We start from the raw sequence: 25,927 nt of genomic DNA on the forward strand, positions 1-25,927 counted from the left end.
TAAAAAGGCGATGATGAAATTTGTAGGCGAACATTTATTACCAGGACAAATAGGACAATTTTTTGTAATACTTTCTTTAGTGGCAGCCCTTATTGCCACTATTTCTTTTTTTAAGGCATCTAACATTACCGATGCACTCCAAAAAAACAATTGGCTTAAATTAGCCCGAACATCTTTTTATGTTCAAGTTGCTGGTTCATTTGTAATTTTTACAGTGTTATTGTACATATGCTCCAACCATTTGTTTGAATATATGTATGCCTATAAACATGCTTCGTTAGAGTTAGAATATAAATATTTATTATCATGTATTTGGGAAGGACAAGAAGGTAGTTTTTTATTGTGGACGATATGGCATGGCGTAATTGGCATTTTATTAATTAAAAAAGCTAATGATTGGGAAGCACCAGTAATGACGGTGGTAAGCTTTGCCCAGTTCTTTTTAATGCTCATGATTTTGGGTGTTTACTTTGGTAATATTAAAATTGGCAATAGTCCGTTTAGCTTAACCCGTAACGAAATAAGTGCACCAATTTTTAACCGACCAGATTATATGAATTTCATAAAAGATGGTTTAGGTTTAAATGTATTGTTGCGTAATTATTGGATGGTAATTCACCCTCCTATTTTGTTCTTAGGATTTGCCTCAACCATTATACCTTTTGCATATGCTTATGCAGGTATACAAACCAAACGATACGCTGATTGGGTAAAACCTGCCTTACCCTACACATTAATGGGTATTTGTATTTTAGGAGTAGGTATTATGATGGGTGGCAAATGGGCTTACGAATCGCTCAACTTTGGTGGTTACTGGGCTTGGGATCCGGTTGAAAATGCCTCATTAGTACCTTGGTTATTGATGGTGGCTGGTATGCACACCATGGTTATTTACAAAGCAACAGGGCACTCGTTAAGAGCAAGTTACCTGTTCATGATACTCACTTTTGTATTCATCCTCTACTCTACTTTTTTAACCAGAACAGGTGTGTTGGGTGATACTTCTGTACATTCATTTACTGAAACAGGTGAAGATATTACGTTTACCATTTTCGGTCATTTGTTTTCATTTAAAGCAATGAATGGATTGATATTGAGTTATTTGTTGGTGTTTACCATTCCTTCATTATGGTTGTTTATCAAAAACTATAAAAAAATACCCACCATATACAAAGAAGAAGCTACCAACTCAAGGGAGTTTTGGATGTATATTGGTTCATTAGTGTTTTTTTTAACAGCAATATTTATCATTGCCAAAACATCGGTACCGGTTTACAATAAAGTATTTGGTAAAAATATTGCACCGCCTGAAGATGTTGAGTTTTCATATAATAAAATCATTGTTTTAGTAGCTATCATCATTGGCTTTTTAACGGCTATTACGCAATATTTAAAATATAAATCGACCGAAAAAAGTTATTTGTTTAAAAAGATAGCACTACCTACAGTCATTGCCATCGCTATTATGGCGGTGATTGTATTTGCTTATCCATTTACTTATTACAAACAAGGCGCTGGTTTTTTAGGTGCAATTTATGTTGCAGCGTTTGCAGTTATTTATTCGGTGGTAGCCAATGCAAGCTATATATGGTCGGTACAAAAAGGCAATATCATGAAAGCTGGTAGCCCTATTGCCCATGCTGGTTTTGCATTAATGATTGTGGGTATACTCATTTCATCTGCCAACAAAAAAGTAATTAGCAGTAGCAACTCCAATGGTATTACGTTACCCGTTTCTGGTAAAGACCCTATGACAAAGCAACAAGATAACCCAAGAGAAAATTTAACCTTGCTACGTCAAGTACCAGCAACACTTGCCAATTATTCTGTTACGTATTTAAAAGATTCTGCTGGTCATGAAAAAGGCAGAAATTTTTATAAACTCAATTTTGTTCGTAAAAATGAAGATGGTACCCCATCAAAAGAAAATTTTGTATTAGAGCCTGATGTGTATGTGATGAAAGATAATAACATGAGCAGCAACCCTGATACTAAATCGTATTTATTAAAAGATGTGTTTACCTACGTTTCATATGCCATCAACAAAAATGCCGAGGTAGATACTGCTCAGTTTAAAGAAGTAAAACTAAACGTAGGCGATACGGCATTTTACAGCAATGGTTTTATGACTTTGAATAACGTAGTAAAAAATCCAACCAACTCAAAATTCAAATACAGTGCTGAGCAAGTAGCGTTAATGGCAGATATTAAAATAACATCAAAAGATAGTTTACATTTTGCTGCAGCACCGTTAATTATGATTGATAGTTTGGGTATAACCAATGCAGATGATACGGTTTACGCTCAAAATATTTTTGTTCGTTTTATGGGGGTTGATGAAGATAAAAAAATTAGAATCGGCATTAAAGAATCTGATAAGCTTATTGATTATGTTACAGTGAAAGCTTACATTTTCCCTTTAATCAATTTAGTTTGGATTGGCCTAATTATCATGGCGGCTGGTATTGTTTTGAGTATGTTACAAAGAGGTAAATTTACCCGTTTACAAAGTGGCATTATTTTGTTTTTGAGTACGGCGTTTGTGTTTTATATGTTTTTATTAGCAAACGCTTAAAATGCTTACAGTTTTAACAAAAATTACGGATCAAAACATAAAAAAATAGGGTTACCTTATTTGCATTTGTAATATTAAAGTGTGAACTTCATCATCAATAACTTGGTTAATGGTTCCCTTTCAAAAGCGATATTATAAATACTGTAGCTGTTTGCTTGTTTTTATTGTATGCCATATTGCACTCAAAGCACAGCAAACCAACCGTAATGATACCATTGTTACTGAAGCTATTATTTACGAAGGTGATACCCTTTCACTCAAAACCCTCGATTTTGTATTTACTTACGGCAAACTCTCCAAAGCACAAATAGCGGCCAATGCACAATATAATCGGCTGCGTAACGCAGTATATGTAACTTACCCGTATGCTATAAGAGCCGGTGCAGTTATGAATGATATTAATGCCAAGCTTACTGGGGTTACAGATAAAGATGAAAGAAAAAAATACATCAAATCAAGAGAAAAAGAACTTAAAAAAGAGTTTACAGAGCCACTTAAAAACTTATCAGTGTACCAAGGTAAAGTATTAATGAAACTCATTAATAGAGAAACTGGTAATAATTGCTATGAAATAATAAAAGAATATAAAGGTGGTGTTACTGCAAGGTTTTATCAAACAGTGGCTTTCTTTTTTGATAGTAATTTAAAGCAAAGCTATGATGCTGATACAGATGATGCCCTCATTGAAAAATTTGTAAAAGAGGTACAACGTATGTATGGCCATAATTCAGCCCCACATGCTAAAATGATGTAGTTTATTAGATGCAATAAATTTTGCTTTTTAACAGTACTTACAGCAGCTTTTTTAATTAATACAAGCAAATTTTTGTACTTTGCAACAACATTTGTAAGTAAATATGAAGTTAGATGTGTTGGCTTTTGGTGTACACCCCGATGATGTTGAGTTAGGTTGCGCAGGTGTATTGGCTCTCGAAAAAAGATTAGGAAAAAAAACAGGCGTTATTGATTTAACAAAAGGTGAATTAGGCACAAGAGGTACTACTGAAACACGTTATGAAGAAGCCTACAACGCAAAACAAATATTACAACTTGATGTACGAGAAAACCTTGGTTTAGCAGATGGTTTTTTTGAAAATAACCAAGCCTCACAATTACAAGTTATTGCCGTTCTAAGAAAATACCAACCCGATATTGTATTTTGCAATGCCCCTGAAGATAGGCACCCTGATCATGGTCGTAGTGCTGCATTAGTTGAAGATGCTGCTTTTTATGCAGGCTTGGCAAAAATTGAAACATTAGATGAAAATGGCAAACCACAATTACCTTGGCGCCCAAAATATGTGTTCAATTATATACAAGATCGTTTGTTAAAGGCTGATTTTGTGGTTGATATTTCAGCTGATTTTGATACCAAATTAGCTTCAATAAGAGCTTATAAAACACAGTTTTATGATCCAGCACATACAGATGGGCCGCAAACATATATTTCATCGCCTGCTTTTTTAGAAGGCATTATAGCCAGAGCAGCAATGTATGGCAAAATGATAGGTGTACCCTATGCAGAAGCATTTATATCTAAAAAAACGGTAGGTATAAAAAGTATGGATGCATTGGTACAACAAACAACGTAATAATTAAATAGTAATAATGGCAGCAGTAACACCGAAATTCAAAAACCTTAATGGTACTGACTTTCACAGGGAATTAAAGAGAAGAGTGCATAACTATTTTGTTGAAAACAATAAAAAAAGCACTGGTGATTTTTCATTGTATTTTAAAGCAATTTTGTTTTGGACGTTGTACATTGGCTTATATGTACATGTGGTATTTTTTACACCAGGTGCTTGGTGGGCCATTGCTGAGTGTTTGGTAATGGGTGGTTTAACAGCAGCCATTGGTTTTAATGTAATGCATGATGGTGGACATGGTAGTTTTAGTGAAAGTCCGTTTTGGAATAAAATAGCCGCTTTTTCTGTAAACGGATTAGGCGCTAGTGCATTAATGTGGAACAACAAACACAACATTATTCACCACACTTATACCAATATTGATGGTTTTGATGATGATATTGAAATTAAGCCGATGTTGCGTATGTGTGAAACCCAAAAGAAATACAAAATTCACCGCTTTCAACACATTTATGTGTGGTTTTTGTACACTCAATTATTAATTATTTGGGTATTTGCAACAGATTATACCAAGTATTTTAAAAAGAAAGTAGGACAAGTACCTTTAAAGAAATTTAGTGCCTTTGATCACTTTGCATTTTGGACTGCTAAAATCGGTTACTATGCCATGATGATTGTATTACCTATTTATATGGTAGGCTTCGTAAATTGGTTAATTGGCTTTATGGTATTAGCCATGTTTGCTGGTTTTGTATTAAGTGTGGTATTTCAATTAGCTCATACGGTTGAAGAAACAGCTTTTCCTGTACCGGTTGAAAATACCAATAATATTGAAAACGAGTGGGCTATTCACCAAATACAAACCACTGCAAATTTTGCTACTAAAAACAAATTAATATCTTGGTTAGTAGGTGGTTTAAATTTCCAAATTGAGCATCATCTGTTCCCGAAGATTTCTCATATTCACTATCCAGAAATTAGTAAAATCATTAAAAAAACGTGTGAAGAGTTTAATATTAAATATATAGAGCATCGTAAAATGCGCCATGCATTGGCATCACATGCTATGTACTTAAAAAAAATGGGTACCGCTTAAATTTGATTTGTTTTAATTTTTTAATAACAGCCTTTCACATTTGTTGAAAGGCTGTTTGCTTTTAACCAATATACAACGGAACAGCAGCATTTAATACCGTATGTTTACTAAAATTTATAAAGATGAAATCAATCACTAATTGGCATACCACCCACGAAAAAACATTAAAACTAGGCGATAAATTGGCTGATGCTGTGGCCAATGGCATGGGCTCTTGGAAATTTATTATATGGCAAACCATTGTAGTAATCATTTGGATGGCATTAAACGTATTGGCATTGGTGCAACATTGGGATCCCTACCCTTTTATACTATTAAACCTCATTTTTTCTACACAAGCAGCCTATGCAGCACCCATCATTATGATGTCGCAAAATAGGCAAAGCCAAAGAGATCGGTTGCAAGCAGAGAACGATTATAAGACCAATCTTTTAGCGAAAGAAGAAATTGAGGCGTTACAAATTCAACTTAATAAAATTGAAAAAGATAAATTGGATATTATTATTGGGCTGCTACAGCAAATGAAAACGACTTAAATTTTATAGGATGGTATGGCGATTATAAAACTATGCTTAGGCTCCTTTCTTATTGTGATGAAACAAAGCAAATACAATCACTATAACAGCAATACTGCAGCATCATTTTTATAGCGTTTTGAGGAAATAAATATAATTTCAGCCATAGCTACTCTTCAATTTAACACTGCCTTTTTTACAGTTACACTTTTGAACTTACGCTGAAAAAGTTTTGATAGCTGTTATTAAGGAGTATCAAAACTGGTATTTTAAAAGATTTTAATTTTATTCTAAAACAGGTTGTCATTTTTAACTATTTTCCTTTGCTCTTAGAAAAATGATACTTTTAATCCTAGAAAAACTATGTAATTATATTTAATGTCATCGATTTATGCAGATAAAAATCTGCTTTATATAATTTCGAGATGCGCTACGCTAACATCTCGAATAGCGGTGATCGGTTGCAAGCTGAGAACGATTATAAGACTAATCTTTTAGCGAAAGAAGAAATTGAGGCGTTACAAATTCAACTTAATAAAATCGAAAAAGATAAATTGGATATTATTATTGGGCTGCTACAGCAAATGAAAACGACTTAAATTTTATAGGATGGTATAGCGATAATAAAACTATGCTTAGGCTCCTTTCTGAATAAAAAAAAGCTATTCTCACAAATACAACAGCAATGCTGCAGCGTCATTTTTATAGCATTTTTGAGGAATAAATATAGGTGTAGCCGTAGCTACTATTCAATTTAACACTGCCTTTTTTACATTTACATTTTTGAACTTACGCTGAAAAAGTTTTGATAGCTTTCACATAGCTGTTACATAGCTGTATTAAAGCTGTTACTAAGGTGTATCAAAACTGTTATTATATAAAATTTTAGGATTATTCTAAGACAGGTTGTCATTTTAACTATTTTCCTTTACTCATAGAAAAATGATACTTTTAGTCATAGATAAACTGTGTATTTATATTTAATGTCATCGATTTATGCAGATAAAAATCTGCTTTATATAATTTCGAGATGCGCTACGCTAACATCTCGAATAGCGGAAATTGAGGCGTTACAAATTCAACTTAATAAAATTGAAAAAGATAAATTTGATATTATTATTGGGCTGCTACAGCAAATGAAAACGACTTAAATTTTATAGCGTTGAACTAAGCTAAAAAAGCCCAAGGGCGCAGGGATAGTAACGGCACCTGCGGAGCTGCGGCGTAGCAGGTACAGTGAATAGCCCGTTACAACTGCTGCATAATGGTATTTGCTTACCGCCCCAACATTTCTTAAATTTGTATTTCAAATAAATATATGAGCGAAGAGAAAAGTTTAAATTTTTTAGAAGAAATAATTGAAAACGATTTGGCTACTGGCAAATACCAGCAAATTATCACTCGTTTTCCGCCAGAACCCAATGGTTACTTACACATGGGGCATGCTACGAGTATTTGTTTAAATTTTGGTTTAACCCAAAAATACGATGGCTACACCAATTTGCGTTTTGATGATACCAACCCCGTTACAGAAGATACAGAATATGTTGAAAGCATTAAAGAAGATATTAAATGGTTGGGCTTTGAATGGAAACATGAATTATATGCATCAGACTACTTTGATACCTTATACGAATATGCTGTAACCCTCATTAATAAAGGCTTAGCATATGTTGATGATTTATCATCAGAAGCTATTGCACAGTTAAAAGGTACGCCAACGGAGCCTGGTAAAGATAGTCCGTACCGCAACCGCAGCATAGCTGAAAACCTCGATTTGTTTGAACGTATGAAGCAAGGTGAATTTGCAGATGGCACAAGAACCCTTCGTGCTAAAATTGACATGGCACATACCAACATGTTAATGAGAGACCCTCTTATTTACAGAATTAAACATGCCCACCACCACCGCACTGGCGATAAATGGTGTATATACCCAATGTATGATTTTGCTCACGGACAAAGCGATGCTATTGAAAACATTACCCATTCTATTTGTACGCTAGAGTTTATACCACATAGAGAATTATACGATTGGTTTATTGAACAATTAGGTATTTATCCATCGCACCAATATGAATTTGCACGAAGAAATTTATCATACACAGTAATGAGTAAGCGTAAGCTATTACAATTGGTAAATGAAAAACATGTTAATGGTTGGGATGACCCACGTATGCCTACTATCAGTGGTATGCGTAGACGTGGCTTTACTCCACAAAGCATTCGTACCTTCTGCGAAAAAGTAGGTATTGCTAAACGTGAAAACGTTATCGATTTTAGTTTGCTTGAGTTTTGTTTGAGAGAAGATTTGAACCAAACGGCATTAAGGGCTATGGCAGTTTTAGAGCCATTAAAATTGGTGATTACTAATTACGATGCAGCTACAACCGAAATGCTCACTAGTGAAAACGGACCTGATGAAGCTTATGGCCATAGGGAAATACCTTTCAGCAATACCTTGTGGATAGAGCAAGAAGATTTTATGGAAGTGCCTGCTAAAAAATGGTTTAGGTTAGCACCGGGTGCAAGTGTACGCTTAAAAAGTGCCTATATTGTTACTTGCGATACGTTCGATAAAGATGCAGCTGGCAACATCACTACTATATATTGTACCTACCACCCTAACAGCAAAAGTGGTAATGATTCCAGCGGTATTGCAGTAAAAGGCGTTATACATTGGGTAAGTGCTGCACATGCAGCAACCGCTGAAGTTAGATTGTATGATCGTTTATTTAAGGTAGAGAACCCACAAAGCGAAGAAGGTGATTTTAAAGACTACATCAATCCCCAATCGTTGACAACTGTACAAGCTTATGTTGAACCATCATTAACGAAAGCAACGTTACAACAACGCTATCAATTTTTACGTAAAGGTTATTTTTGTTTAGATAAAGATGCAACGTCTGAAAAATTAGTGTTTAACAGAACGGTTACATTAAAAGATGCTTGGGCAAAAGAAGTTAAAAAAGCATAATGATATTTTTGGGGTTTGATGGGGAATGATTAATTACCTATCAAATCCCATTTATTGCCATATAGATCTTCAAATACTAACACTTGGCCATACGCTTGTTGTGATGGTTCTCGAACAATGGTAACGTTGTGTTGAACCAATTGTTGATGGTAAGCATCAAAATCATTGGTATGTAAAAATAAAAATACCCTGCCGCCTGTTTGGTTACCTATTGCTGAATGCTGCTCCGCTCCTACGGCTTTCGCTAATAATATATGAGCACCTTTTTGTTGATGCGGTGCTACTACTACCCATCGTTTAGTATCAGAAAGTGGTGTATCTTCTATTAATGCAAAACCTAATTTTTGGGTGTAAAATGCAATGGCTTCGTCGTAATCACGAACTACAATTGCTATTTGTGCAAGGTGTTGTTGTGCCATATTTTATGCAGCTGCCACTGATTTATCTTTAGGGAAACAAGCACAAATCAATAAAAAAAGTGCTAAAAAGTTGATTAAAAAAATGCCCGGCAACTTCACCACTTCACCTTCAAACAATGAACCCGTAAATATTACATACGTACGAACGGTATAGGCTAGTAAAATGGCCGCTACAAATAAGTTGGCTCTTTTTGTAAATGTATAGGGCAGCAAAGTCATAAGTAAACTTACCACAGCAAAAATAGTAATGATGATACCAGCCCTTCCATAATTGGTACCTGTTGAAAATGGCTTAACGTTGTAGCCATTAAAAGTTACATTAATACTGTTGTAATGTACCCAAGGAATAAAACAAGCAATAATAAGGGCAATTGCGGTAGCTATAGCAGCGTAATGAAAAAAGTACTTTTGTTGCATGGTTTGTTATTCAAAATATGAAATGCAAAAGTAGTATCTATAAAACTAATTATGTTTTTTAGTTTTATTTTGATGCTATATTTTTATGATTTAATATTGGTATTTAACCTAAAAACCTAGATAATGAAAACTACTTTATTAATTATTTTTGTGGTATTTTTTTCTGCTTTTTCTTCCGCCCAAATAACATTTGAACCTAGCTATTTTATCAAAAATGATGGCAGCAGAATCGATTGCCTCATAAAAAATAAAGATTGGAAAAATAATCCCAAAGAATTTGCTTATAAACTGAATGCAACAGATATTGAAAAAAATATCAAAATAGATGAAGTAAAGTTATTTGAGATAGCCAATAAATTAAAATACGAAAAGCATGTTGTTGAAATAGATTATTCATCTGAAGAAATTAGTAAACTTACTGAAAATCCGCTGCCAGTTTTTGAAACTGATACTTTGTTTTTAAAAGTACTTATTGAGGGGAAAGCAACCCTTTATTACTTTGAAAATGGAAATGTTAATCGATATTTTTTTAAAGTAGGCGATGGCGAAGTAACACAACTCGTATATAAATCATATTTGTTTAGTGATGGTAATATTGCTTATAATAAAGCATACCAAACACAAATATTGACAGATATGCAGCACCCTAATCTTACTGAAAAAGTAATAAATAAAATAAACTACAATTCAAAAGATTTAATCAATGCATTTTTGATATACAACGAAAATAAAGGCAGTAATTACAATAATTTAGCAAAAACAAAGTCTACCAATATAAGTGTTAGACCAGGTATTGAATTTTCAAATGCGGTTATAAGTAATCCTGCTATTTTTAACAACAATATTAAAACAGCTACAAATTTAAATTTTAGAATTGGAATTGAAGCTGAATTTTTGCTTGGTTTTAATAATAATAAATGGGCTATTATTGTTGAACCAACTTATAAATCTATTAATAGTACCACTTCTTTTCCTGATAGAAAAGTTGTGCTGAAATATAATACCATAGAAGTGCCAATTGGTGTGAGATACTATTCATTTTTAAATAGTCAATCTAAATTATTTTTCAATGCACAGTTTATGCAAGACTTTGCTTTAAATTCAACCATTAAATATAATACAGTACCATTAAAAATTACAACAAAGGGCAACTTTGTATTTGGACTTGGTTACAAGTATTTAAACAAATATGGTATTGAAGTAAGGTTTAATACAACTAAAGATATTTTGAAAGATTATGTTGTGTGGAAAGCAGATTACAACAGCACTTGTATTGTATTTAGTTATAAATTATTTTAATACAAATAAAAAAGCTGCTCTAAAAAAAGCAGCTTTTTTTTGAGGTCCCTAGCGGATTCGAACCGCTGTAGAAGCTTTTGCAGAGCTTTGCCTAAGCCACTCGGCCAAAGGACCCAATCACCATTGTTCGTTAGTGGATGGCAAAAATAAGGAAATTTTTATTTAGAATTACCAATATTTAATCGAAATTGAGCATTCAAATAAAAAATATGAATACGATAGCAGCATCTGAATTAATTATAAACAACCGTGGCGCCGTATACCATGTAAATTGCAGGCCCGAAGAAATTGCCCATACCATTATAACCGTAGGCGACCCTGATAGAGTGAAGGAAGTTAGTAAACATTTTGATCGTATTGAGTTTCAAAACAACCACCGTGAATTTGTTACACACACAGGCTATATTGGTACAAAACGAGTATCGGTAACCAGCACTGGTATTGGTCCTGATAATATTGATATTGTATTAAATGAGTTAGATGCATTGGTAAATATTGATTTTGAAACCCGAACAATTAAAGAAAACTTAACCTCTCTCAACATTATTCGTATTGGTACATCAGGATCTTTACAAAAAGAAATACCGGTTGATAGCTTTGTGGCAAGTACACATGGTTTGGGTATCGATAATTTGATGAATTTCTATCGTTTTCAAAACAACGATGAAGAAATTCAATTACAACAAGCCTTTGTGCAACATACCAATTTAGATGCCATTACCAACCCATATATATTTGGCGCAAGTGCTGCTATAATGAAACATTTTGTGGAAGGTTTTCACAGTGGTATTACGGTTACTTGCCCAGGTTTTTATGGCCCACAAGGTAGGGTATTGCGTTTGGGTTTATCGCAACCACAGTTAATTGATAGTCTTACTACCTTCCAATTAGGCAACCATCGTATTAGTAATTTTGAAATGGAAACTGCAGCAATTTATGGTTTAGGTAAGTCATTAGGGCACCATTGCTTATCGCTGAGTGCTATTGTTGCAAATAGAATTTCAAAAGAGTTTAGTAAAGATGGTAATGCAGCGGTTGAACAATTAATACAAAAAACTTTGTCTATCATAGAAAGCAACTTTTAATGCAATTTGATTTTTTAAAATACCAAGGTACTGGCAACGATTTTATTATAGCAGATAATCGTAAGCAACTATATAATGAACTTTCAACAGAAACGGTAAGGCATTTGTGCGACCGAAAATTTGGTATTGGTGCAGATGGACTTATTCTTTTAAACAATAGTATTACCCACGATTTTGAAATGCAATATTTTAATGCTGATGGTAATATTGGTAGTATGTGTGGCAATGGAGGGCGCTGTATTGTTCAGTTTGCACATGACAATGGTATTGTGAAAGACAGCTATGTTTTTGAAGCAGCTGATGGATTACACGAAGCCAACATCACCCAACAAAAAATAGTACAGCTTAAAATGAACCCTGTAAATGCTGTACAATATTTTAATGATTATAGTGTGCTCAATACAGGTTCGCCTCATTATGTGAGCTATGGTGTTGGGGTAAAAAATAAAGATGTTTTTGCTGAAGGAAAAGCGATTCGCTACAACGAAACATTTTCGAAAGAAGGCATTAATGTAAATTTTGTTGAAGTAATGGGAGCTAACAACATTTTTGTAAGAACGTATGAACGTGGTGTTGAAAATGAAACGGCTAGTTGCGGTACTGGTGTAACAGCAGCTGCGTTAATGTATCCACAAAATAGCATCGGTGCAAATAATATTCAAATAAACACTATTGGAGGTAACTTAAATGTAACCTTTAATAAAATAAATGATCAACAATTTGATAATATTTATTTATGTGGCCCTGCCAGTTTTGTTTTTAAGGGCAGCATACAAATTTAATTTTTAGGCATGATTCAATATTTCAATATCGTTGACCACCGCACTGTTGCAACTGATAAACCAGGCAATGGCACATGGGTAAATGTATTACCGCCACTTAAGCAAGAAGAATTTTCTGAATTAAGTGCGGCATTAAACATACCGATTGACTTTTTAAAAGATTCATTAGATATTGATGAACGCAGCCGTTACGAGGCCGATGAAGATGTGAAGTTGGTTGTAATTAAAACACCTACCGAAAACAATTCATTTAATGAAAGCGATGCGTTTTATATTACCATACCGATAGTTATCATTTTAACAAAAGGACAAATTGTTACAGTAAACTCGTTTGAAAACGAAGCCATCAAAAAGTTTTTAAATAGCTTTCAAAATCGCCATCCCGATAAAAAAAATATGATGGTGCTTAAAATTTTTGAGAAAGTGATCAATAACTATCAAGATCATTTGAAAGAAATTAACCAACGGCGCAATGCATTAGAACAAAAATTGTACGATGCTAATAGAAACGAAGAGCTTCTACAACTCATGCGTATTCAAAAAAGTTTGGTATACTTTGTAACCGCATTACGCAGCAATGAATTGTTGATGATGAAGTTGGCTCGAACTGATTTTTTACAACTCAGTGAAGATGAAAAAGATTTTTTAGAAGATTTAATTATTGAAACTTCACAAGCATTAGAAACCGCTAATACTTACACTAATATTTTAGTAAGTACGTTAGATGCATTTGCAAGTATTATTAGCAACAATCAAAATGAAGTTTTAAAAACACTCACCACCATTACTTTATTTTTAAGCATACCCGTTTTAATAGCTAGTATATATGGTATGAATGTACCCTTGCCTTTTCAAGATTCACCTTATGCATTTTGGACACCTATTGCCATTTCACTAATTATTTTGGGTTATGTTACATATAAATTTTTAAGACGCACCAAACGATGATAACAATAAGAGTGTATGGCATACTCATGAATGATCAACAACAAATACTCGTGAGTGATGAGTTGATACGTGGTATGAAAATTACGAAATTTTGTGGTGGAGGCTTAGAAGAAGGTGAAGGTACAAGAGATTGTTTACAAAGAGAATTTATGGAAGAAATGGGGCTACAAATTGCTGTTGGCGAACATTTATATACCACTGATTTTTATCAACCATCAGCTTTTAGAAAAGGGGATCAAATATTATCAATTTATTACTACGTAAAAGCCTTGGAACCTTTAAAAGTTGTAACTAGTGAAATTCCTTTTGATTTTAGTGAGGCTCAAATGCAGCAATACCAACAATTACAGCAAATTGAAACTTTTAGATGGATACCACTAAAAGATTATTCAGCAGCAAATATGACCTTGCCTATTGATAAAATAGTGGCCAACTTACTTAAAGAAAAATATTGAGTGCATAATAAAATTATGCACTCAAATAATATTATTGTTGATCTGCCGTAGGGCCGTAAGTGCTTGGTACAGCAATACCTAATAGTCGTAAATAAACACCTAATTGTGCTCTATGGTGTACACTATGATTTAACACCCACGTACGCATCACCTGCATTTTAGGCATGGTAAAATACACCATATCACCATTACGCATTGTCCAAGGTTTGTGCATCTCTTCATCTGTTGTTGTTGACAAAATAGTGGTAGCGGTTTCTAAACACTTATCAAAAAGGGCTAATAAATCTGCAGTTGTTTCAGCCACTTTTGGCGTATAATCACCTTTCGAAAAATCAAGCTCATCATACACAACGGTTTCTTTTGGCCAACCATATATTTCTGCAACATGTTTTGCTAAAGCACCCAAGGGCATACTTTTTTCGTGGGGTTTCCAATCTTGGTTGTCCATAGGTACGGCGGCTAAAGTTAATCGAGTGGCAACAGCTTCTTGCTGTAATTCTGCCAACATTTGTTGTGCAATGGTCATAAATATGAAGTTTTAGTTCTTTAAATGTATTAAAAATAACTACTGCTTCATATTATATTTATGTAAATGGTAAATGTAAAAATACTATCAGCCATAAGCCGGATTCTGTAACCGTTGTACAATAATTACAACAGCGGTTGTCATTTATCTGGGTGCAATATTACTATTACACTCTAGCTGCCTACCCTCCCCCACACCAATATTGCTAATGGTATTGAACGAGCCGCTCAAATGCTTTCGCAGTGAGGGTATATGTGGCATTACAGCATGCAAGGTTTACCCATCATATACATTACTGTGCATGACCGTGAGCCCTTACCTCACATTTTCACCCTTACTTGCCTTACGGCAAGCGGTTATTTTCTGTGGCACTTTCTCTTGCTTAATTGCTTAAACAGCCGGTCGTTAACCGGTGCATTGCCCTGTGCTGTCCGGACTTTCCTCTCCTTATAAAAAGAGCGACAACCGGCTGATAGAACGGCAAATGTATGACTTTACATTTATCTAGTTTGCATTATCAATTTCTATACATTTACAGTATCATTATCGTTCAAAAAATTAACCTTGTATGCGAATTTCAAAACTTTGTGGTGCTTTATTAATAATCATATTATTTCAACTGCATATTACCGATGTTATGGCCCAAAATGTGGTAAAAGTAATGTCGTATAATATTAGGTTAGATGTTAAAAGTGATGGTGAAAATTGGTGGGAAGTAAGAAAAAATAAAGTAGCAGATTTAATGAATTATTACGAGGCTGATTTTATTGGTGCACAAGAAGTACAATACCATCAATTACAATATTTACAAAGCCAAATGCCACAATACCAATATATAGGAGTTGGTAGAGATGATGGTAAAAATGAAGGAGAGTTTTCGTGTATATTTTATAAAGCGGCTCAATATAAATTATTAAAGCAAGGTACATTTTGGTTATCAGCTACGCCAGATAGTGTGAGTCGTGGTTGGGATGCCGCCTGCAACAGGGTTTGCACATTTGGTTTGTTTCAACATAAAAAGAGTAAACAAAAGCTATGGGTATTTAATACGCATTTAGATCATGTTGGCACCATTGCTAGGTTAAATTCCGTTAAGCTAATAGCTGATAAAATAAACGAATTAACCAAAAAAGAAAATGTACAAGTATTGATTACTGGCGACTTTAATTCAAAACCAACCGAACCACCTTATCAATATTTTGCATCGTCATTTATCAATACAAGAAACGCTTGTAAAACGCCCTATGGTGGTGCTGACACTTGGAATAGCTTTGCTTTTGATAAACTACCAAACGGTTGTATAGATTACATTTTTATGAAGCAAAATGCAGCTGTTGTAAAGTTTGCCACTATAACAGATTCGTACGAAAAAAAATATCCATCAGATCATTTTCCGGTGTTGGCAACCATTGCACTTTAAATGTTTATTGTTAAAATAGGTATTTTCTTACCTTAGCAATATGAACACTTTTGCAGAAGAAAATTATTTAAAAGCATTGTTTAACCTCAGTAACGATAAAGGTGAGGTTACGGTGCAAGAGTTGAGTATTGAGCTCAATATAAAAATGCCTTCTGTAAATAATATGGTGAAAAAGCTAGCCGAAAAAAAGATGGTGTTTTATGAAAGCTACAAACCACTTCGGTTAACTGATAAAGGTAAAAAAGAAGCCGGACTTATTATTCGTAAACACCGCTTAACAGAAATGTATTTGGTTGAAAAAATGGGCTTCGGCTGGGAACAAGTACATGAAATTGCAGAGCAAATTGAACACTTACAAGCACCGCTTTTTTTCGAAAAAATGGATGAAATTTTAGGCTACCCAAGGGTTGACCCACATGGCTCCCCAATACCTGATAAAAATGGAAAGGTTCAATGGTTACAATACAAAAAACTAAGCGATCATAAGGCTGGCGATGTGGTAAAATTATCGGCAGTCACCAATTCTTCTGATGCGTTTTTAAAGTACCTCAATAGCAAACAATTACATTTAGGCTTAATGGTAAAAGTAATGGCAGTTGAAGCTTTTGATGGCAGTGTACAAATTAGCTATGGTAAAAAACTACAAGAAACGTTGAGTAAAATAGTAGCTGAAAAATTATTGACAGAAGCTTTATAACATGGTACAACGTCCTATAATAAAAATTATTAATACCAAATTTGATGTAGCAATCATTGTAACCACCTACATTTTGTTATTTATATTATGTGTGGCTACAGTTGTTATTTTTTACAAAGCGCCTGATATTATACCAACGCATTTTAACATTGAAGGCAAAATTGATAGTTATGGTAATAAAGCTACTTTGTTTATTTTACCCTTAATCACATTGGGTGTAACATTGTTATTACAGTGGTTGTGTAAATACCCTCACTTGTTTAATTATCCGCAGCATATTAATGAAAACAATGCTGCCACACTTTACCAACAAGGTATTCGGTTGTTAAGATGGGTAAATGTTGGCATTATTGTGTTGATGCTTTTTTTACAATACGAAATTTGTAACAGTATACATGCTACAACATCACAATTAAGTACAGGTGTTTTTATTGTGTTGTTACTTTGCACAACCTTGTTACCAATAATAGTTGCTTATATTATGAGCAATAAAAAACTTAATTAAAAAATATTTCTGTAGCGCCGTAACCGTATAGTGGGTGAAATTGGTTTACGAAATACTTTACCTCTTTTTTAAGCTTTAATATTTCATGTATTTCATTGCGTAACACACCTTCACCCACACCATGTATTACAGTTAATGAAGCTTGATGATGTGCTAACGATAATTCAAAAAACTTTTCAAATTCTTTTAATTGTGTAGCTAAAATTTCGTTTGGTTTTAATTGTTCCCAATGTGCTGATATTTTTTCAATATGTAAATCAACCACAGAACGTGCAGGTGGTAAATGCTCTCTAATTTTACCTGCATCGTACACTCTAAAACCTGCATTACCTAATAAACTCAAATCAACTTTTTCTGTTTCAATTTTATCAGGGTAATGGGTAAACAATTCAAATCGAAATGATGCTTCGTTGTTCTTTTGTGTAGTTTCAATTTTATTAAAAAGTTGTTTACCTCTTAATTTAAAAAAAACTTCATGTGATGGTGCTTTCTTTTTATTTGGAATGGTAAGGCTGAATTCAAACTCAAACTTTGGGCCCTCACTCATATCTTCAAAACTTACATCGTGCAAGTAAAATTCTGATAAGCCTGGTAATTCGTTTTTTAAATTGAAGGAGCTTGCACCATTAAAAACCAAATCGTAATTAAATTGGTAATGCTCTTCATTTTCGTTGATGAGGTACACTTTTAATTTTTCAACCACATCATCGTCAAAAATATCTTTATCAAAAACAGGGAAAAAACTGATATGTACCCCATCGCCTACTTTCTTTTTTGTAATAGGTTTTTCTCTTTTTACATTATCGATATAGATATTTTTTTTAAGGGGAACAGGTGCTTCTTTCTTTTTAGAAAACATTTTAAAGTAAGGAAAATCAATTTGATCCATATAAGCAGGAAAACGAACGCCTCTTACTTCTATCATCACCATTTTTTCGTTCATTATTTCAACCACCTTTCCATCTTCATCGGTTTGTATCACTACAATTTTATCGCCTACTTCGTATTTCATTTTAATAACTTGAATAACTTTTAAAGTGCAAAGTTAAATGAGATTAATGTTGGTACCATATTTTAAAATTGGTTACTTAACAATCACTTAAACTAATGGGGATATTGATGGCTAGTCCACCATCGGCCGTTTCTTTGTATTTGCTATTCATATCAACAGCTGTATCCCACATGGTTTTAATAACAGCATCTAAACTCACTTTTGCAAAATCGGGGGTACTTTGCAACGCTAATTGGCTAGCGGTAATGGCCTTAATGGCTCCCATTGTATTTCTTTCAATACATGGTATTTGTACCAACCCACCAATGGGGTCGCATGTTAAACCTAAGTGATGCTCCATTGCAATTTCTGCCGCCATTAAAACTTGTCGTTGCGTACCTGCCATACAGGCTGTTAATGCAGCCGCAGCCATAGCAGAGCTCACACCAATTTCAGCTTGACAGCCACCCATTGCTGCAGATATGGTAGCACCTTTTTTAAAAATGCTACCAATTTCTGATGCGGTTAATAAAAACTGCATTATTTTATCATCATCAGCCCCATCACAAAAAACAATGAAATATTGTAAAACTGCTGGTATTACACCAGCGGCTCCATTAGTTGGTGCTGTTACTACCCTTCCAAAAGAAGCATTTTCTTCATTTACAGCTAATGCAAAACAACTCACCCAATCGAGTATATAATTAAAACGATGGCCACCAGCTTGTATTTGCGCAACCCATTCTTCGTAATTATTATAAATTTTATTTGCTAATAACCTTTTATTGGTATCGTATGCCCTTCGTTTTACATGTAGGCCACCGGGTAGGTTTCCTTGCGTATGGCAACCTTTATAAATGCAATTTTTCATTACTTCCCAAATTTGCAGTACGCCTGCTTTGGTTGCTGCTTCACTGCGCCAGCCCATTTCATTTTCAAGTACAATTTCGTGTATGTTTAAGCCAGTTTTTCTACACCAATGCAATAAATCATCGGAAGTATTTATGGGAAAAGGCAATACCACATCTTTATTAGCTTTTTTAGCGTTTGTGTTACTATCTTTTTCTTGCACCACAAATCCGCCACCTATTGAGTAGTAGGTTTCTGCAAATTGTTCACCATTTGTAAATGAAACCAAAAATGTTAATGCGTTGGGGTGAAATGGTAAACTCTCCGTAAATAAAAACTCGATATCTAATGATGGATCGAAAGCTATAATTTTTTGTCCTGCTAATTGTAATTGTAAGTCATTTTTTATAGCAGCAATTTTTGAGTCAATCGCATTAACATCAAATGTTACAGGATCATCGCCACAAAGTCCTAATTGTACGGCTATGTCTGTTCCGTGCCCTGTACCGGTTTTAGCTAATGAACCGTACAGCAGTACCTTTAATTGTAATACTAGTTCTAATTTATTTTGATCTATTAATTGCTGAATAAATTGTTGAGCGGCACGCCAAGGGCCAAGTGTATGGCTGCTGCTTGGGCCAACCCCAATTTTAAACATATCAAAAACGGAAATTGCTTCGTGGTGATTCACAATCAAATTTTTAAAATAAAAAAGCTCTGAAATATTCAGAGCTCAAATTAGTTTATTTTGAAGTATAATTATTGAACATTATCTAAATTAACTACAAACTTTAGGTATGAGTTTGCAGGTATTACAACAGCACCAGCTGAATTAGTACGAGGTTGTGAACCGTATCCTAAAGATGGCGGAATATATAATGTAATAGTACCGCCAGATTTTAATTGTGGCATAACCAATTGCCAACCTATAATTAACTGACTTAAATTTAAATTAACGGTTGAAGTTGATGCGTCAAATTGAGCACCATCAGTGGTGCCATTAATTAAATTTCCGGTATATCTTACTGCTAGCGTTGAGCATATATTAGGTGATGTACCAGTGCCTTGTGTTGTAATTGCATAGTACATACCATTTACCAAAACTGCATTGGTAATATTATTAGTAGTGATATAATTTTGTAAATATGCTGTTTCTTGTGCAGTAGCTACAGCCGTTGGTGCTGCTGTATTGCATGAATTATCTGTCTTTTTTATACAAGACGAAAACATTACAGCTAATACTAAAATAACTAAACCCGATTTTTTCATTTGTGCTATTTTTAAATTAAGATTGATTTAAGGTATTATTCGCTGCATTGGCAGCTTTTTCTTTGTGTTTTAATTCGAGATATAATTGTTCGTTCATTTCCCACTTAAAATGCATTTGTGTAAAAGCAAAAAAAAGTATCGCTAAAAAAACGCCTATCACCACTACAAAAAAAGTTTGTGGCGATGTTTTTGAAATTTTGATGTACCAATCTGGTATAAAAAAGTACACACAAACCAATAATAATAAAATAGGCAAGCCAAATAAACAAGCTTTAGGAAAGCCTCGGCTTAGTTTACTTGAAAAACTATTGTGCAGCTCCCTATTTTGCTCCCAATACGCTACAAATTTTTGCTCTTCACTCGTTAACATAACGCAAATTTATAGTAAATCAATGGTTTGCTTTGCCATAATCTTGTTAACTTGTAGCTTTGTTACAATCAAGCGTTTAAAAGGAATATCACAATAGATGAAAATAGAGCAATTAATCGTTCAGTATTTATACCAAAACAAAAAAGTTACTTTACAAGACATTGGTACTTTTGAAATAGTATCAGACATTCAAATTCCAGAAGATAGTGACAAAGATGTGGTACTTCCTGAAAACACTATTCAATTTTCATTAAACAAAAAAGCAGTAGTTGATGATGGATTGGTTGGTTTTATTATGGAACAAACCAGAAAAATAAAACCATTAGCCTACTCTGATTTAGAATCATTCATCATTCTCAATAAGCAGTTTTTAAACATAGGCAAGCCTCTTATTATTGAAGGGTTAGGCACTTTACAAAAATCACAAGATGGTGCTTTCGTTTTTGAACAAGCCACTACATCGCATGTAACTGTTGAACAGTCACCTAAAATTGTTACTGAAAAATTAAAAGAAAAAATATCATTTGCCACCCCCCAAAGAGAAAACAACACATCAAAAAACAGAATTGTGCTTTTAAGTTTAGTGGTGTTGGTATTGTTGGCCTCGGCTGTTGCGATTTTCTTCTTTTTAAATAGAAATGAAGCAGCTAATAACGAAACTGTCAATAATAGTGCAGCAGTAATTGATACATTACCTGCAACTAAAGATACAGCGCTCATAAAACCAGATAGTTTAAATAAACTAAGCACTACAACAACCATTGCTTCGGCGGCTGACACTAATAGCTTTTATGTAACGATAAGACGTTATAAAACATTAGACAATGCTCAAAGTACAATGAACAAACTAACCAAGTATGGTAAAAATATTGTGATGAAAGTAAACCCAGATTCTACTTTGTTTCAATTAACCCTACCTTTTAAAAACCCATTGAGTGATACTGCCCATTTAAAAGATTCACTTTCTAAGTTTTATAATATTAATGCTACTGTTATTTTGCCATAACATTGTATGTTTTGAATAGTTAATACTAGCATCATCTACATAAAAAATTGATCATGGATTTTATCGACTATTACAGCGTTTTAGAAATATCGAAGTCGGCTAGTGCTGATGATATTAAGAAGGCTTATAGAAAATTAGCTCGAAAATATCATCCTGATGCCAACCCAAACGACGCCACCGCAAATAAAAAATTTCAACAAATTAATGAAGCCAATGAGGTATTGAGCGACCCTGTAAAAAGGAAAAAATATGATACCTACGGCAAAGATTGGCAACACAGCGATGCTTTTGAACAACAAGCAAGGCAACGGCAGCAATACAACCAACAGTTTGGTGGTTTTGAACAAGAAGGTGGTTTTTCTGACTTCTTCTCCTCTATGTTTGGTGGCGGAAGACGCAGCAGTAAACAACGTGGACAAGATACCAATGCCAATTTTCAAATCAATTTAAGTGCTGTTTTTAAAACGCATCCACAAACCATTTCCATCAATAATAAAAATATTCGCATTACGGTACCTGCCGGTGTTGAAGACGGTCAAATTATAAAATTAAAAGGTTACGGCCAACCTGGTTTTAATGGTGGTCCATCAGGCGACTTATACCTAACATTTAAAATTGTCAACGATACTTTTTATAAAAGAGTAGGCAACGATTTGCAAATAACCATTGAAATTGATTTGTACACAGCATTACTTGGTGGCGATGTTGAGTTACAAACTTTGCATGGAAAACTAAAGTTGAAAGTAAAACCCGAAACGCCGAATAATACCAAAATAAGGGTTAAAGGAAAAGGATTTCCGTTGTATAAACAAGATGATGTATTTGGCGATTTGTATGTAACCTATCATGTAAAACTACCCACCAACTTAACTGATAAAGAAATTCAGTTATTTGAAACTTTAAAAAATTTACGATCAAAATAAACCTTCAAAGCCATCATAACACGATGGCTTTTTAATTTAATCGCCTTTATAGCATTACTAAATTGTCATTTCAATGTAAACTAATGGTTAAACATTAAACATTTGTTTAAATAATTCAAACAAATGTTTAACTTTGTGTTTTATTAATGTAATGGAAACCAAAGATAAAAAGCAACATATTTTAGAAACAGCAGAGGAACTCTTTGCTATTAAAGGTTATGAAGCATCTACCGTAAGGGATATTGCCGATGCTGCTCAAGTAAACCTTGCTATGATTTCATATTATTTTGGTAGTAAAGAAAAGCTGATGTTGCAGCTTTTTCATGATAGAATGAAAGCTACTAAACTAAGGGTGGAGTCGTTGGTAAAAAATCCTGATTATGCCCCCTTCCAAAAAGTGGAGATTATGTTAGATGAATACATTAAAAAAGTATTCAACAACCAAGCATTTTACAGGATTTTACTTTGTGAGCAAGTAATGAAAAAAAATAAGGAAGTAATTGATTTAATGAAAGAATTAAAACTGAGTTACGCCCTATTGTTTTCAGATTTAATAAAAGAAGGACAGCGTAAAAAAGTATTCAAAAAAAATATTGATGTTGTAATGGCTTTAACCATTATGACAGGTACGGTTACCCAGCTCATGATCAATAAAGAGCATTACGCCAACTTTAATGCACTTGAGTGTGCAAACGAGGCAGACATTGACACCTTATTGCATCAAAAAGTTTACAATCAATTAAAAGAAATATTTAAAACAATTTTAGGATATGAATCATAAAAAGAAACTAATGCTTTTAACCATGGTGCTTTGGAGCATTTTTTCATTTGCGCAAACAAATGAAAAAATTACCCTTCAGCAAGCGATAACCATGAGCATAAAAAACAGCAAAAAACTCACTATTGCTCATGCAAAAGTTGATGAAGCCAATGCAGCAATTACTGAAGCAAAAGATAGGCAGTTGCCAGATGCAAAAATAACGGGTAGTTACCTACGCTTAAGCAGTGCTAATATTGATATTAAAGGTGCTCAAGGTGGTGGGGGTTCTCCCAATGTAAATCAGGCATTATATGGCATTGCCAATGTTACATTACCCATTTATGCTGGTGGCAAAATTAAATATGGTATTGAATCTGCCAACTATTTAGCACAAGCTGCCAACCTTGCTGAAGCCAATGATAAAGAAGGTATTATTTACAACACTATTTTAGCGTATACCAATTTATATAAAGCTGCAAACCTGGTAACAGTTGTAAAAGAAAGTTTAAATGCTGCTACTAAAAGAGATAGTACCTTTTCAAGATTAGAACAAAATGGCATCATCGCAAGAAATGATTTATTAAAAGCACAATTACAAACTTCTAATATTGAGCTTACTTTATTAGAAGCACAAAGTAATTTAACAGTAGCCAATATTAATATGAATATACTATTAGGGCTTGCTGAAAATACCATAATTGAAGTAGATACCAATTTTATACAAATCAAAAACAATCTGCCTTCATTTATTGATTTAGAAAATAGTGCTTTACAAAATAGAAAAGATTTGCAAGCCATTGGTTTTCAAAAAAAGGCTGCAACCATAGGTATCAAAGCGGCTAAAGCTGAGGCCTACCCTACCATTGCTTTAACAGGCGGTTATATTGCTGCTGATATTCCAAAAGTTATCAGTATCACCAATGCTGTAAATATTGGTTTGGGCGTTCAATACAATTTAGCCAACCTTTGGAAACGTAATACCAAACTTAGTCAGGCCAAAGCCAAACAAACACAAATAGATGCCACTGCATTGATGTTGCAAGATGGTATTAAGTTGCAACTCAATAAAGATTTTCAAAATTATTTATTAGCACAAAAGAAAATTGATGTGTATGAAAAAGCCATTATACAATCAACAGAAAATTATCGTATCACTAAAAATAAGTACGATAACAATTTAGTAACCATTACTGATTTGTTAGATGCTGATGTGGCTTTGTTGCAAAGTAAATTAAACATGGCAGTTGCAAAAGCTGATGTGGCTTTGGCTTACAATAAAATTTTAGAAACTACAGGTACTTTATCAAACAATAATTAATATTTATAAATTATAAACAATGGCACAACAAAACAACGAATCAACACCAGTAAATGCTGCACCTAAAAAGAAAAACTTTGGTTTTATCATTGTTTTAATTTTACTAGTGGGTGGTGGTACATGGTTTGGCTTAACAAAATATTTTCATGGCCTACACCATGAAGAAACGGATGATGCTCAAATTGAAGCAAATATTAGTCCTGTGATTTCAAAAATATCAGGCTATGTATTAGAAGTTAAAGTAAAAGACAATCAGTACGTAAATAAGGGTGATACATTAATGATATTAGACCCTCGTGATTTAACGGTTGTTTTACACCAAGCAGAAGCGGCATTGGCTACTGCTAAAAGCAATTTGAATGCATCGCAAGCAAGTAGTGCTGCAGCCAGCAAAAACATTACCAGCACACAAGCTGCTGTAGCAACTGCCAATGCACAAATTGAAGTAGCAAAAGTAAATGTGCAACGCACTGCACAAGATTTACAGCGCTATGAAAATTTAATCAAAGATCACTCTGTTACACAACAACAATATGAACAAGTATTGGCTGCAAAGCAAACGGCTGAACGTCAATTACAAGTATTGATTGATCAAAAAAACCAAGCTGCTGTACAAACAGGCGTAGTTACTTCTCAATCAAATGCAGTAAGTCAGCAAACGGGTGTAGCTTCTAGTGTAATTAAACAAAGAGAGGTTGATGTTGAAACTGCAAAATTAAATTTATCATACACAGTTATTACTGCGCCAGAGAGTGGTATCGTTTCAAAAGTACCTGTTCAAAAAGGACAATTTTTACAAGCAGGGGCTTCCGTATTTAGTATTGTATTGAGCAATGATAAATGGGTAGTTGCTAATTTTAAAGAAACGCAATACAATAAAATGGTTGAGGGCCAAAAAGTAATTGTACATGTAGATGCTATTCCCAATCATGATTTTGAAGCAAAGTTGAGTTCGTTTGCGCCAGCAACAGGTGCTCGTTTTGCATTGCTACCTCCTGATAATGCCAGCGGCAACTTCGTAAAAGTAGTGCAACGTTTACCTGTAAAAATTGAATTTACCAATAAGGCAGATTCGTTGATTAAAAAATTACGCCCCGGTATGAACGTTTTTGTAGATGTTCATTTAGATTAACTTC

General features: G+C 33.9%; 26 protein-coding genes, 1 tRNA gene and 1 other RNA gene. 19 read left to right on the plus strand and 9 right to left on the minus strand.

From position 1 onward, the window contains the following. Nucleotides 1-10 precede the first annotated feature (10 nt). The 6 genes from ccsA (at nucleotide 11) to ACFOWM_RS01940 (ending at nucleotide 8,752) form a co-directional block, all read left to right on the plus strand. Complete coding sequence (gene ccsA, locus ACFOWM_RS01915; RefSeq protein ID WP_379706310.1) at nucleotides 11-2,575, plus strand: cytochrome c biogenesis protein CcsA; 2,565 nt, start codon at nucleotides 11-13, stop codon at nucleotides 2,573-2,575. 151 nt (nucleotides 2,576-2,726) lie between these two features. After that, nucleotides 2,727-3,329, plus strand: a complete 603-nt coding sequence (locus ACFOWM_RS01920; protein WP_379706313.1) for a DUF4294 domain-containing protein — start codon at nucleotides 2,727-2,729, stop codon at nucleotides 3,327-3,329. A gap of 103 nt (nucleotides 3,330-3,432) precedes the next feature. Further along, complete coding sequence (gene bshB1, locus ACFOWM_RS01925) at nucleotides 3,433-4,167, plus strand: bacillithiol biosynthesis deacetylase BshB1 (protein ID WP_379706315.1); 735 nt, start codon at nucleotides 3,433-3,435, stop codon at nucleotides 4,165-4,167. A gap of 16 nt (nucleotides 4,168-4,183) precedes the next feature. Beyond that, nucleotides 4,184-5,260 (plus strand): fatty acid desaturase family protein, encoded by a 1,077-nt coding sequence (locus ACFOWM_RS01930; protein ID WP_379706318.1) that lies wholly within the window; start codon nucleotides 4,184-4,186, stop codon nucleotides 5,258-5,260. Nucleotides 5,261-5,382: 122 nt separating this feature from the next. Then, nucleotides 5,383-5,796, plus strand: a complete 414-nt coding sequence (locus tag ACFOWM_RS01935; RefSeq protein WP_379706321.1) for a DUF1003 domain-containing protein — start codon at nucleotides 5,383-5,385, stop codon at nucleotides 5,794-5,796. A 1,297-nt stretch (nucleotides 5,797-7,093) separates the two neighbouring features. Then, nucleotides 7,094-8,752, plus strand: coding sequence for a glutamine--tRNA ligase/YqeY domain fusion protein (locus ACFOWM_RS01940; protein ID WP_379706325.1), 1,659 nt, complete (start codon nucleotides 7,094-7,096; stop codon nucleotides 8,750-8,752). 29 nt (nucleotides 8,753-8,781) lie between these two features. Here the strand turns inward: ACFOWM_RS01940 and ACFOWM_RS01945 are convergent, their stop codons facing one another. Both ACFOWM_RS01945 and ACFOWM_RS01950 read right to left on the minus strand, forming a co-directional pair. Next, entirely contained in the window at nucleotides 8,782-9,171 is a 390-nt protein-coding gene (locus tag ACFOWM_RS01945; protein ID WP_379706327.1) for a VOC family protein, read from the minus strand. 3 nt (nucleotides 9,172-9,174) lie between these two features. Further along, entirely contained in the window at nucleotides 9,175-9,588 is a 414-nt protein-coding gene (locus ACFOWM_RS01950) for a hypothetical protein (protein WP_379706330.1), read from the minus strand. 123 nt (nucleotides 9,589-9,711) lie between these two features. Between ACFOWM_RS01950 and ACFOWM_RS01955 the strand changes: the two genes are divergently transcribed. Further along, entirely contained in the window at nucleotides 9,712-10,887 is a 1,176-nt protein-coding gene (locus ACFOWM_RS01955; protein ID WP_379706333.1) for a hypothetical protein, read from the plus strand. Nucleotides 10,888-10,929: 42 nt separating this feature from the next. On the opposite strand, the gene ACFOWM_RS01960 is transcribed toward ACFOWM_RS01955, so the two are convergent. Then, a tRNA-Cys gene (locus ACFOWM_RS01960) sits at nucleotides 10,930-11,001 on the minus strand. Nucleotides 11,002-11,096: 95 nt separating this feature from the next. Between ACFOWM_RS01960 and ACFOWM_RS01965 the strand changes: the two genes are divergently transcribed. Genes ACFOWM_RS01965 through ACFOWM_RS01980 form a run of 4 tightly spaced genes read left to right on the plus strand, consistent with a single transcriptional unit; the run spans nucleotide 11,097 to nucleotide 14,157 of the window. Beyond that, nucleotides 11,097-11,972 carry a nucleoside phosphorylase gene (locus tag ACFOWM_RS01965; RefSeq protein ID WP_379706336.1) on the plus strand — a complete coding sequence of 292 codons (876 nt, stop codon included), beginning with the start codon at nucleotides 11,097-11,099 and terminating at the stop codon, nucleotides 11,970-11,972. Continuing rightward, the gene (dapF, locus tag ACFOWM_RS01970; protein WP_379706339.1) at nucleotides 11,972-12,754 is read left to right on the plus strand and encodes a diaminopimelate epimerase; all 783 of its coding nucleotides are present in this window, start codon (nucleotides 11,972-11,974) and stop codon (nucleotides 12,752-12,754) included. The genes ACFOWM_RS01965 and dapF overlap by 1 nt, the downstream gene beginning before the upstream one ends. Before the next feature lie 9 nt (nucleotides 12,755-12,763). Then, nucleotides 12,764-13,702 (plus strand): magnesium transporter CorA family protein, encoded by a 939-nt coding sequence (locus tag ACFOWM_RS01975; protein ID WP_379706342.1) that lies wholly within the window; start codon nucleotides 12,764-12,766, stop codon nucleotides 13,700-13,702. Continuing rightward, nucleotides 13,699-14,157, plus strand: coding sequence for an NUDIX hydrolase (locus ACFOWM_RS01980; RefSeq protein ID WP_379706345.1), 459 nt, complete (start codon nucleotides 13,699-13,701; stop codon nucleotides 14,155-14,157). Before ACFOWM_RS01975 ends, ACFOWM_RS01980 begins: the two co-directional genes overlap by 4 nt. A 31-nt stretch (nucleotides 14,158-14,188) precedes the next feature. Here the strand turns inward: ACFOWM_RS01980 and ACFOWM_RS01985 are convergent, their stop codons facing one another. Beyond that, on the minus strand, nucleotides 14,189-14,683 hold the full coding sequence (locus ACFOWM_RS01985) for a DinB family protein (RefSeq protein WP_379706348.1): 495 nt from the start codon (nucleotides 14,681-14,683) through the stop codon (nucleotides 14,189-14,191). Nucleotides 14,684-14,762: 79 nt separating this feature from the next. Next, nucleotides 14,763-15,160, minus strand: an RNA gene (gene rnpB, locus ACFOWM_RS01990) — RNase P RNA component class A. Nucleotides 15,161-15,251: 91 nt separating this feature from the next. Here rnpB and ACFOWM_RS01995 point away from each other — a divergent pair. The 3 genes from ACFOWM_RS01995 to ACFOWM_RS02005 are packed head-to-tail and all read left to right on the plus strand — an operon-like array spanning nucleotide 15,252 to nucleotide 17,305. Next, the gene (locus ACFOWM_RS01995; RefSeq protein ID WP_379706351.1) at nucleotides 15,252-16,103 is read left to right on the plus strand and encodes an endonuclease/exonuclease/phosphatase family protein; all 852 of its coding nucleotides are present in this window, start codon (nucleotides 15,252-15,254) and stop codon (nucleotides 16,101-16,103) included. Nucleotides 16,104-16,143: 40 nt separating this feature from the next. Beyond that, complete coding sequence (locus ACFOWM_RS02000) at nucleotides 16,144-16,800, plus strand: metal-dependent transcriptional regulator (RefSeq protein WP_379706354.1); 657 nt, start codon at nucleotides 16,144-16,146, stop codon at nucleotides 16,798-16,800. A 1-nt stretch (nucleotide 16,801) separates the two neighbouring features. Continuing rightward, nucleotides 16,802-17,305 (plus strand): DUF1648 domain-containing protein, encoded by a 504-nt coding sequence (locus ACFOWM_RS02005; RefSeq protein WP_379706357.1) that lies wholly within the window; start codon nucleotides 16,802-16,804, stop codon nucleotides 17,303-17,305. Here ACFOWM_RS02005 and ACFOWM_RS02010 read toward each other — a convergent pair. From ACFOWM_RS02010 to ACFOWM_RS02025, 4 genes are all read right to left on the minus strand, one after another. Beyond that, nucleotides 17,298-18,317, minus strand: a complete 1,020-nt coding sequence (locus ACFOWM_RS02010; RefSeq protein ID WP_379706360.1) for a Smr/MutS family protein — start codon at nucleotides 18,315-18,317, stop codon at nucleotides 17,298-17,300. The two genes, ACFOWM_RS02005 and ACFOWM_RS02010, sit on opposite strands and share 8 nt — an antisense overlap. Before the next feature lie 76 nt (nucleotides 18,318-18,393). Beyond that, nucleotides 18,394-19,836: an L-serine ammonia-lyase gene (locus ACFOWM_RS02015; protein WP_379706363.1), complete on the minus strand. Its 1,443-nt coding sequence runs from the start codon at nucleotides 19,834-19,836 to the stop codon at nucleotides 18,394-18,396. Between the two features lie 68 nt (nucleotides 19,837-19,904). Continuing rightward, entirely contained in the window at nucleotides 19,905-20,414 is a 510-nt protein-coding gene (locus ACFOWM_RS02020; RefSeq protein ID WP_379706366.1) for an FKBP-type peptidyl-prolyl cis-trans isomerase, read from the minus strand. Between the two features lie 16 nt (nucleotides 20,415-20,430). Then, nucleotides 20,431-20,784, minus strand: a complete 354-nt coding sequence (locus ACFOWM_RS02025) for a hypothetical protein (RefSeq protein WP_379706369.1) — start codon at nucleotides 20,782-20,784, stop codon at nucleotides 20,431-20,433. A 97-nt stretch (nucleotides 20,785-20,881) separates the two neighbouring features. Here ACFOWM_RS02025 and ACFOWM_RS02030 point away from each other — a divergent pair, with 97 nt between their 5' ends. The 5 genes from ACFOWM_RS02030 (at nucleotide 20,882) to ACFOWM_RS02050 (ending at nucleotide 25,923) form a co-directional block, all read left to right on the plus strand. Next, nucleotides 20,882-21,790, plus strand: a complete 909-nt coding sequence (locus tag ACFOWM_RS02030) for a hypothetical protein (RefSeq protein WP_379706372.1) — start codon at nucleotides 20,882-20,884, stop codon at nucleotides 21,788-21,790. A 53-nt stretch (nucleotides 21,791-21,843) separates the two neighbouring features. Next, complete coding sequence (locus ACFOWM_RS02035; RefSeq protein ID WP_379706375.1) at nucleotides 21,844-22,713, plus strand: DnaJ C-terminal domain-containing protein; 870 nt, start codon at nucleotides 21,844-21,846, stop codon at nucleotides 22,711-22,713. Nucleotides 22,714-22,864: 151 nt separating this feature from the next. Further along, nucleotides 22,865-23,494 carry a TetR/AcrR family transcriptional regulator gene (locus ACFOWM_RS02040; protein WP_379706378.1) on the plus strand — a complete coding sequence of 210 codons (630 nt, stop codon included), beginning with the start codon at nucleotides 22,865-22,867 and terminating at the stop codon, nucleotides 23,492-23,494. Between the two features lie 10 nt (nucleotides 23,495-23,504). Further along, entirely contained in the window at nucleotides 23,505-24,791 is a 1,287-nt protein-coding gene (locus ACFOWM_RS02045) for a TolC family protein (RefSeq protein WP_379706380.1), read from the plus strand. 19 nt (nucleotides 24,792-24,810) lie between these two features. Continuing rightward, on the plus strand, nucleotides 24,811-25,923 hold the full coding sequence (locus ACFOWM_RS02050) for an HlyD family secretion protein (protein WP_379706383.1): 1,113 nt from the start codon (nucleotides 24,811-24,813) through the stop codon (nucleotides 25,921-25,923). Nucleotides 25,924-25,927: the final 4 nt, after the last annotated feature.

Source organism: Ferruginibacter yonginensis, from assembly GCF_042651465.1.
Classification (GTDB): Bacteria; Bacteroidota; Bacteroidia; order Chitinophagales; family Chitinophagaceae; genus Ferruginibacter; species Ferruginibacter yonginensis.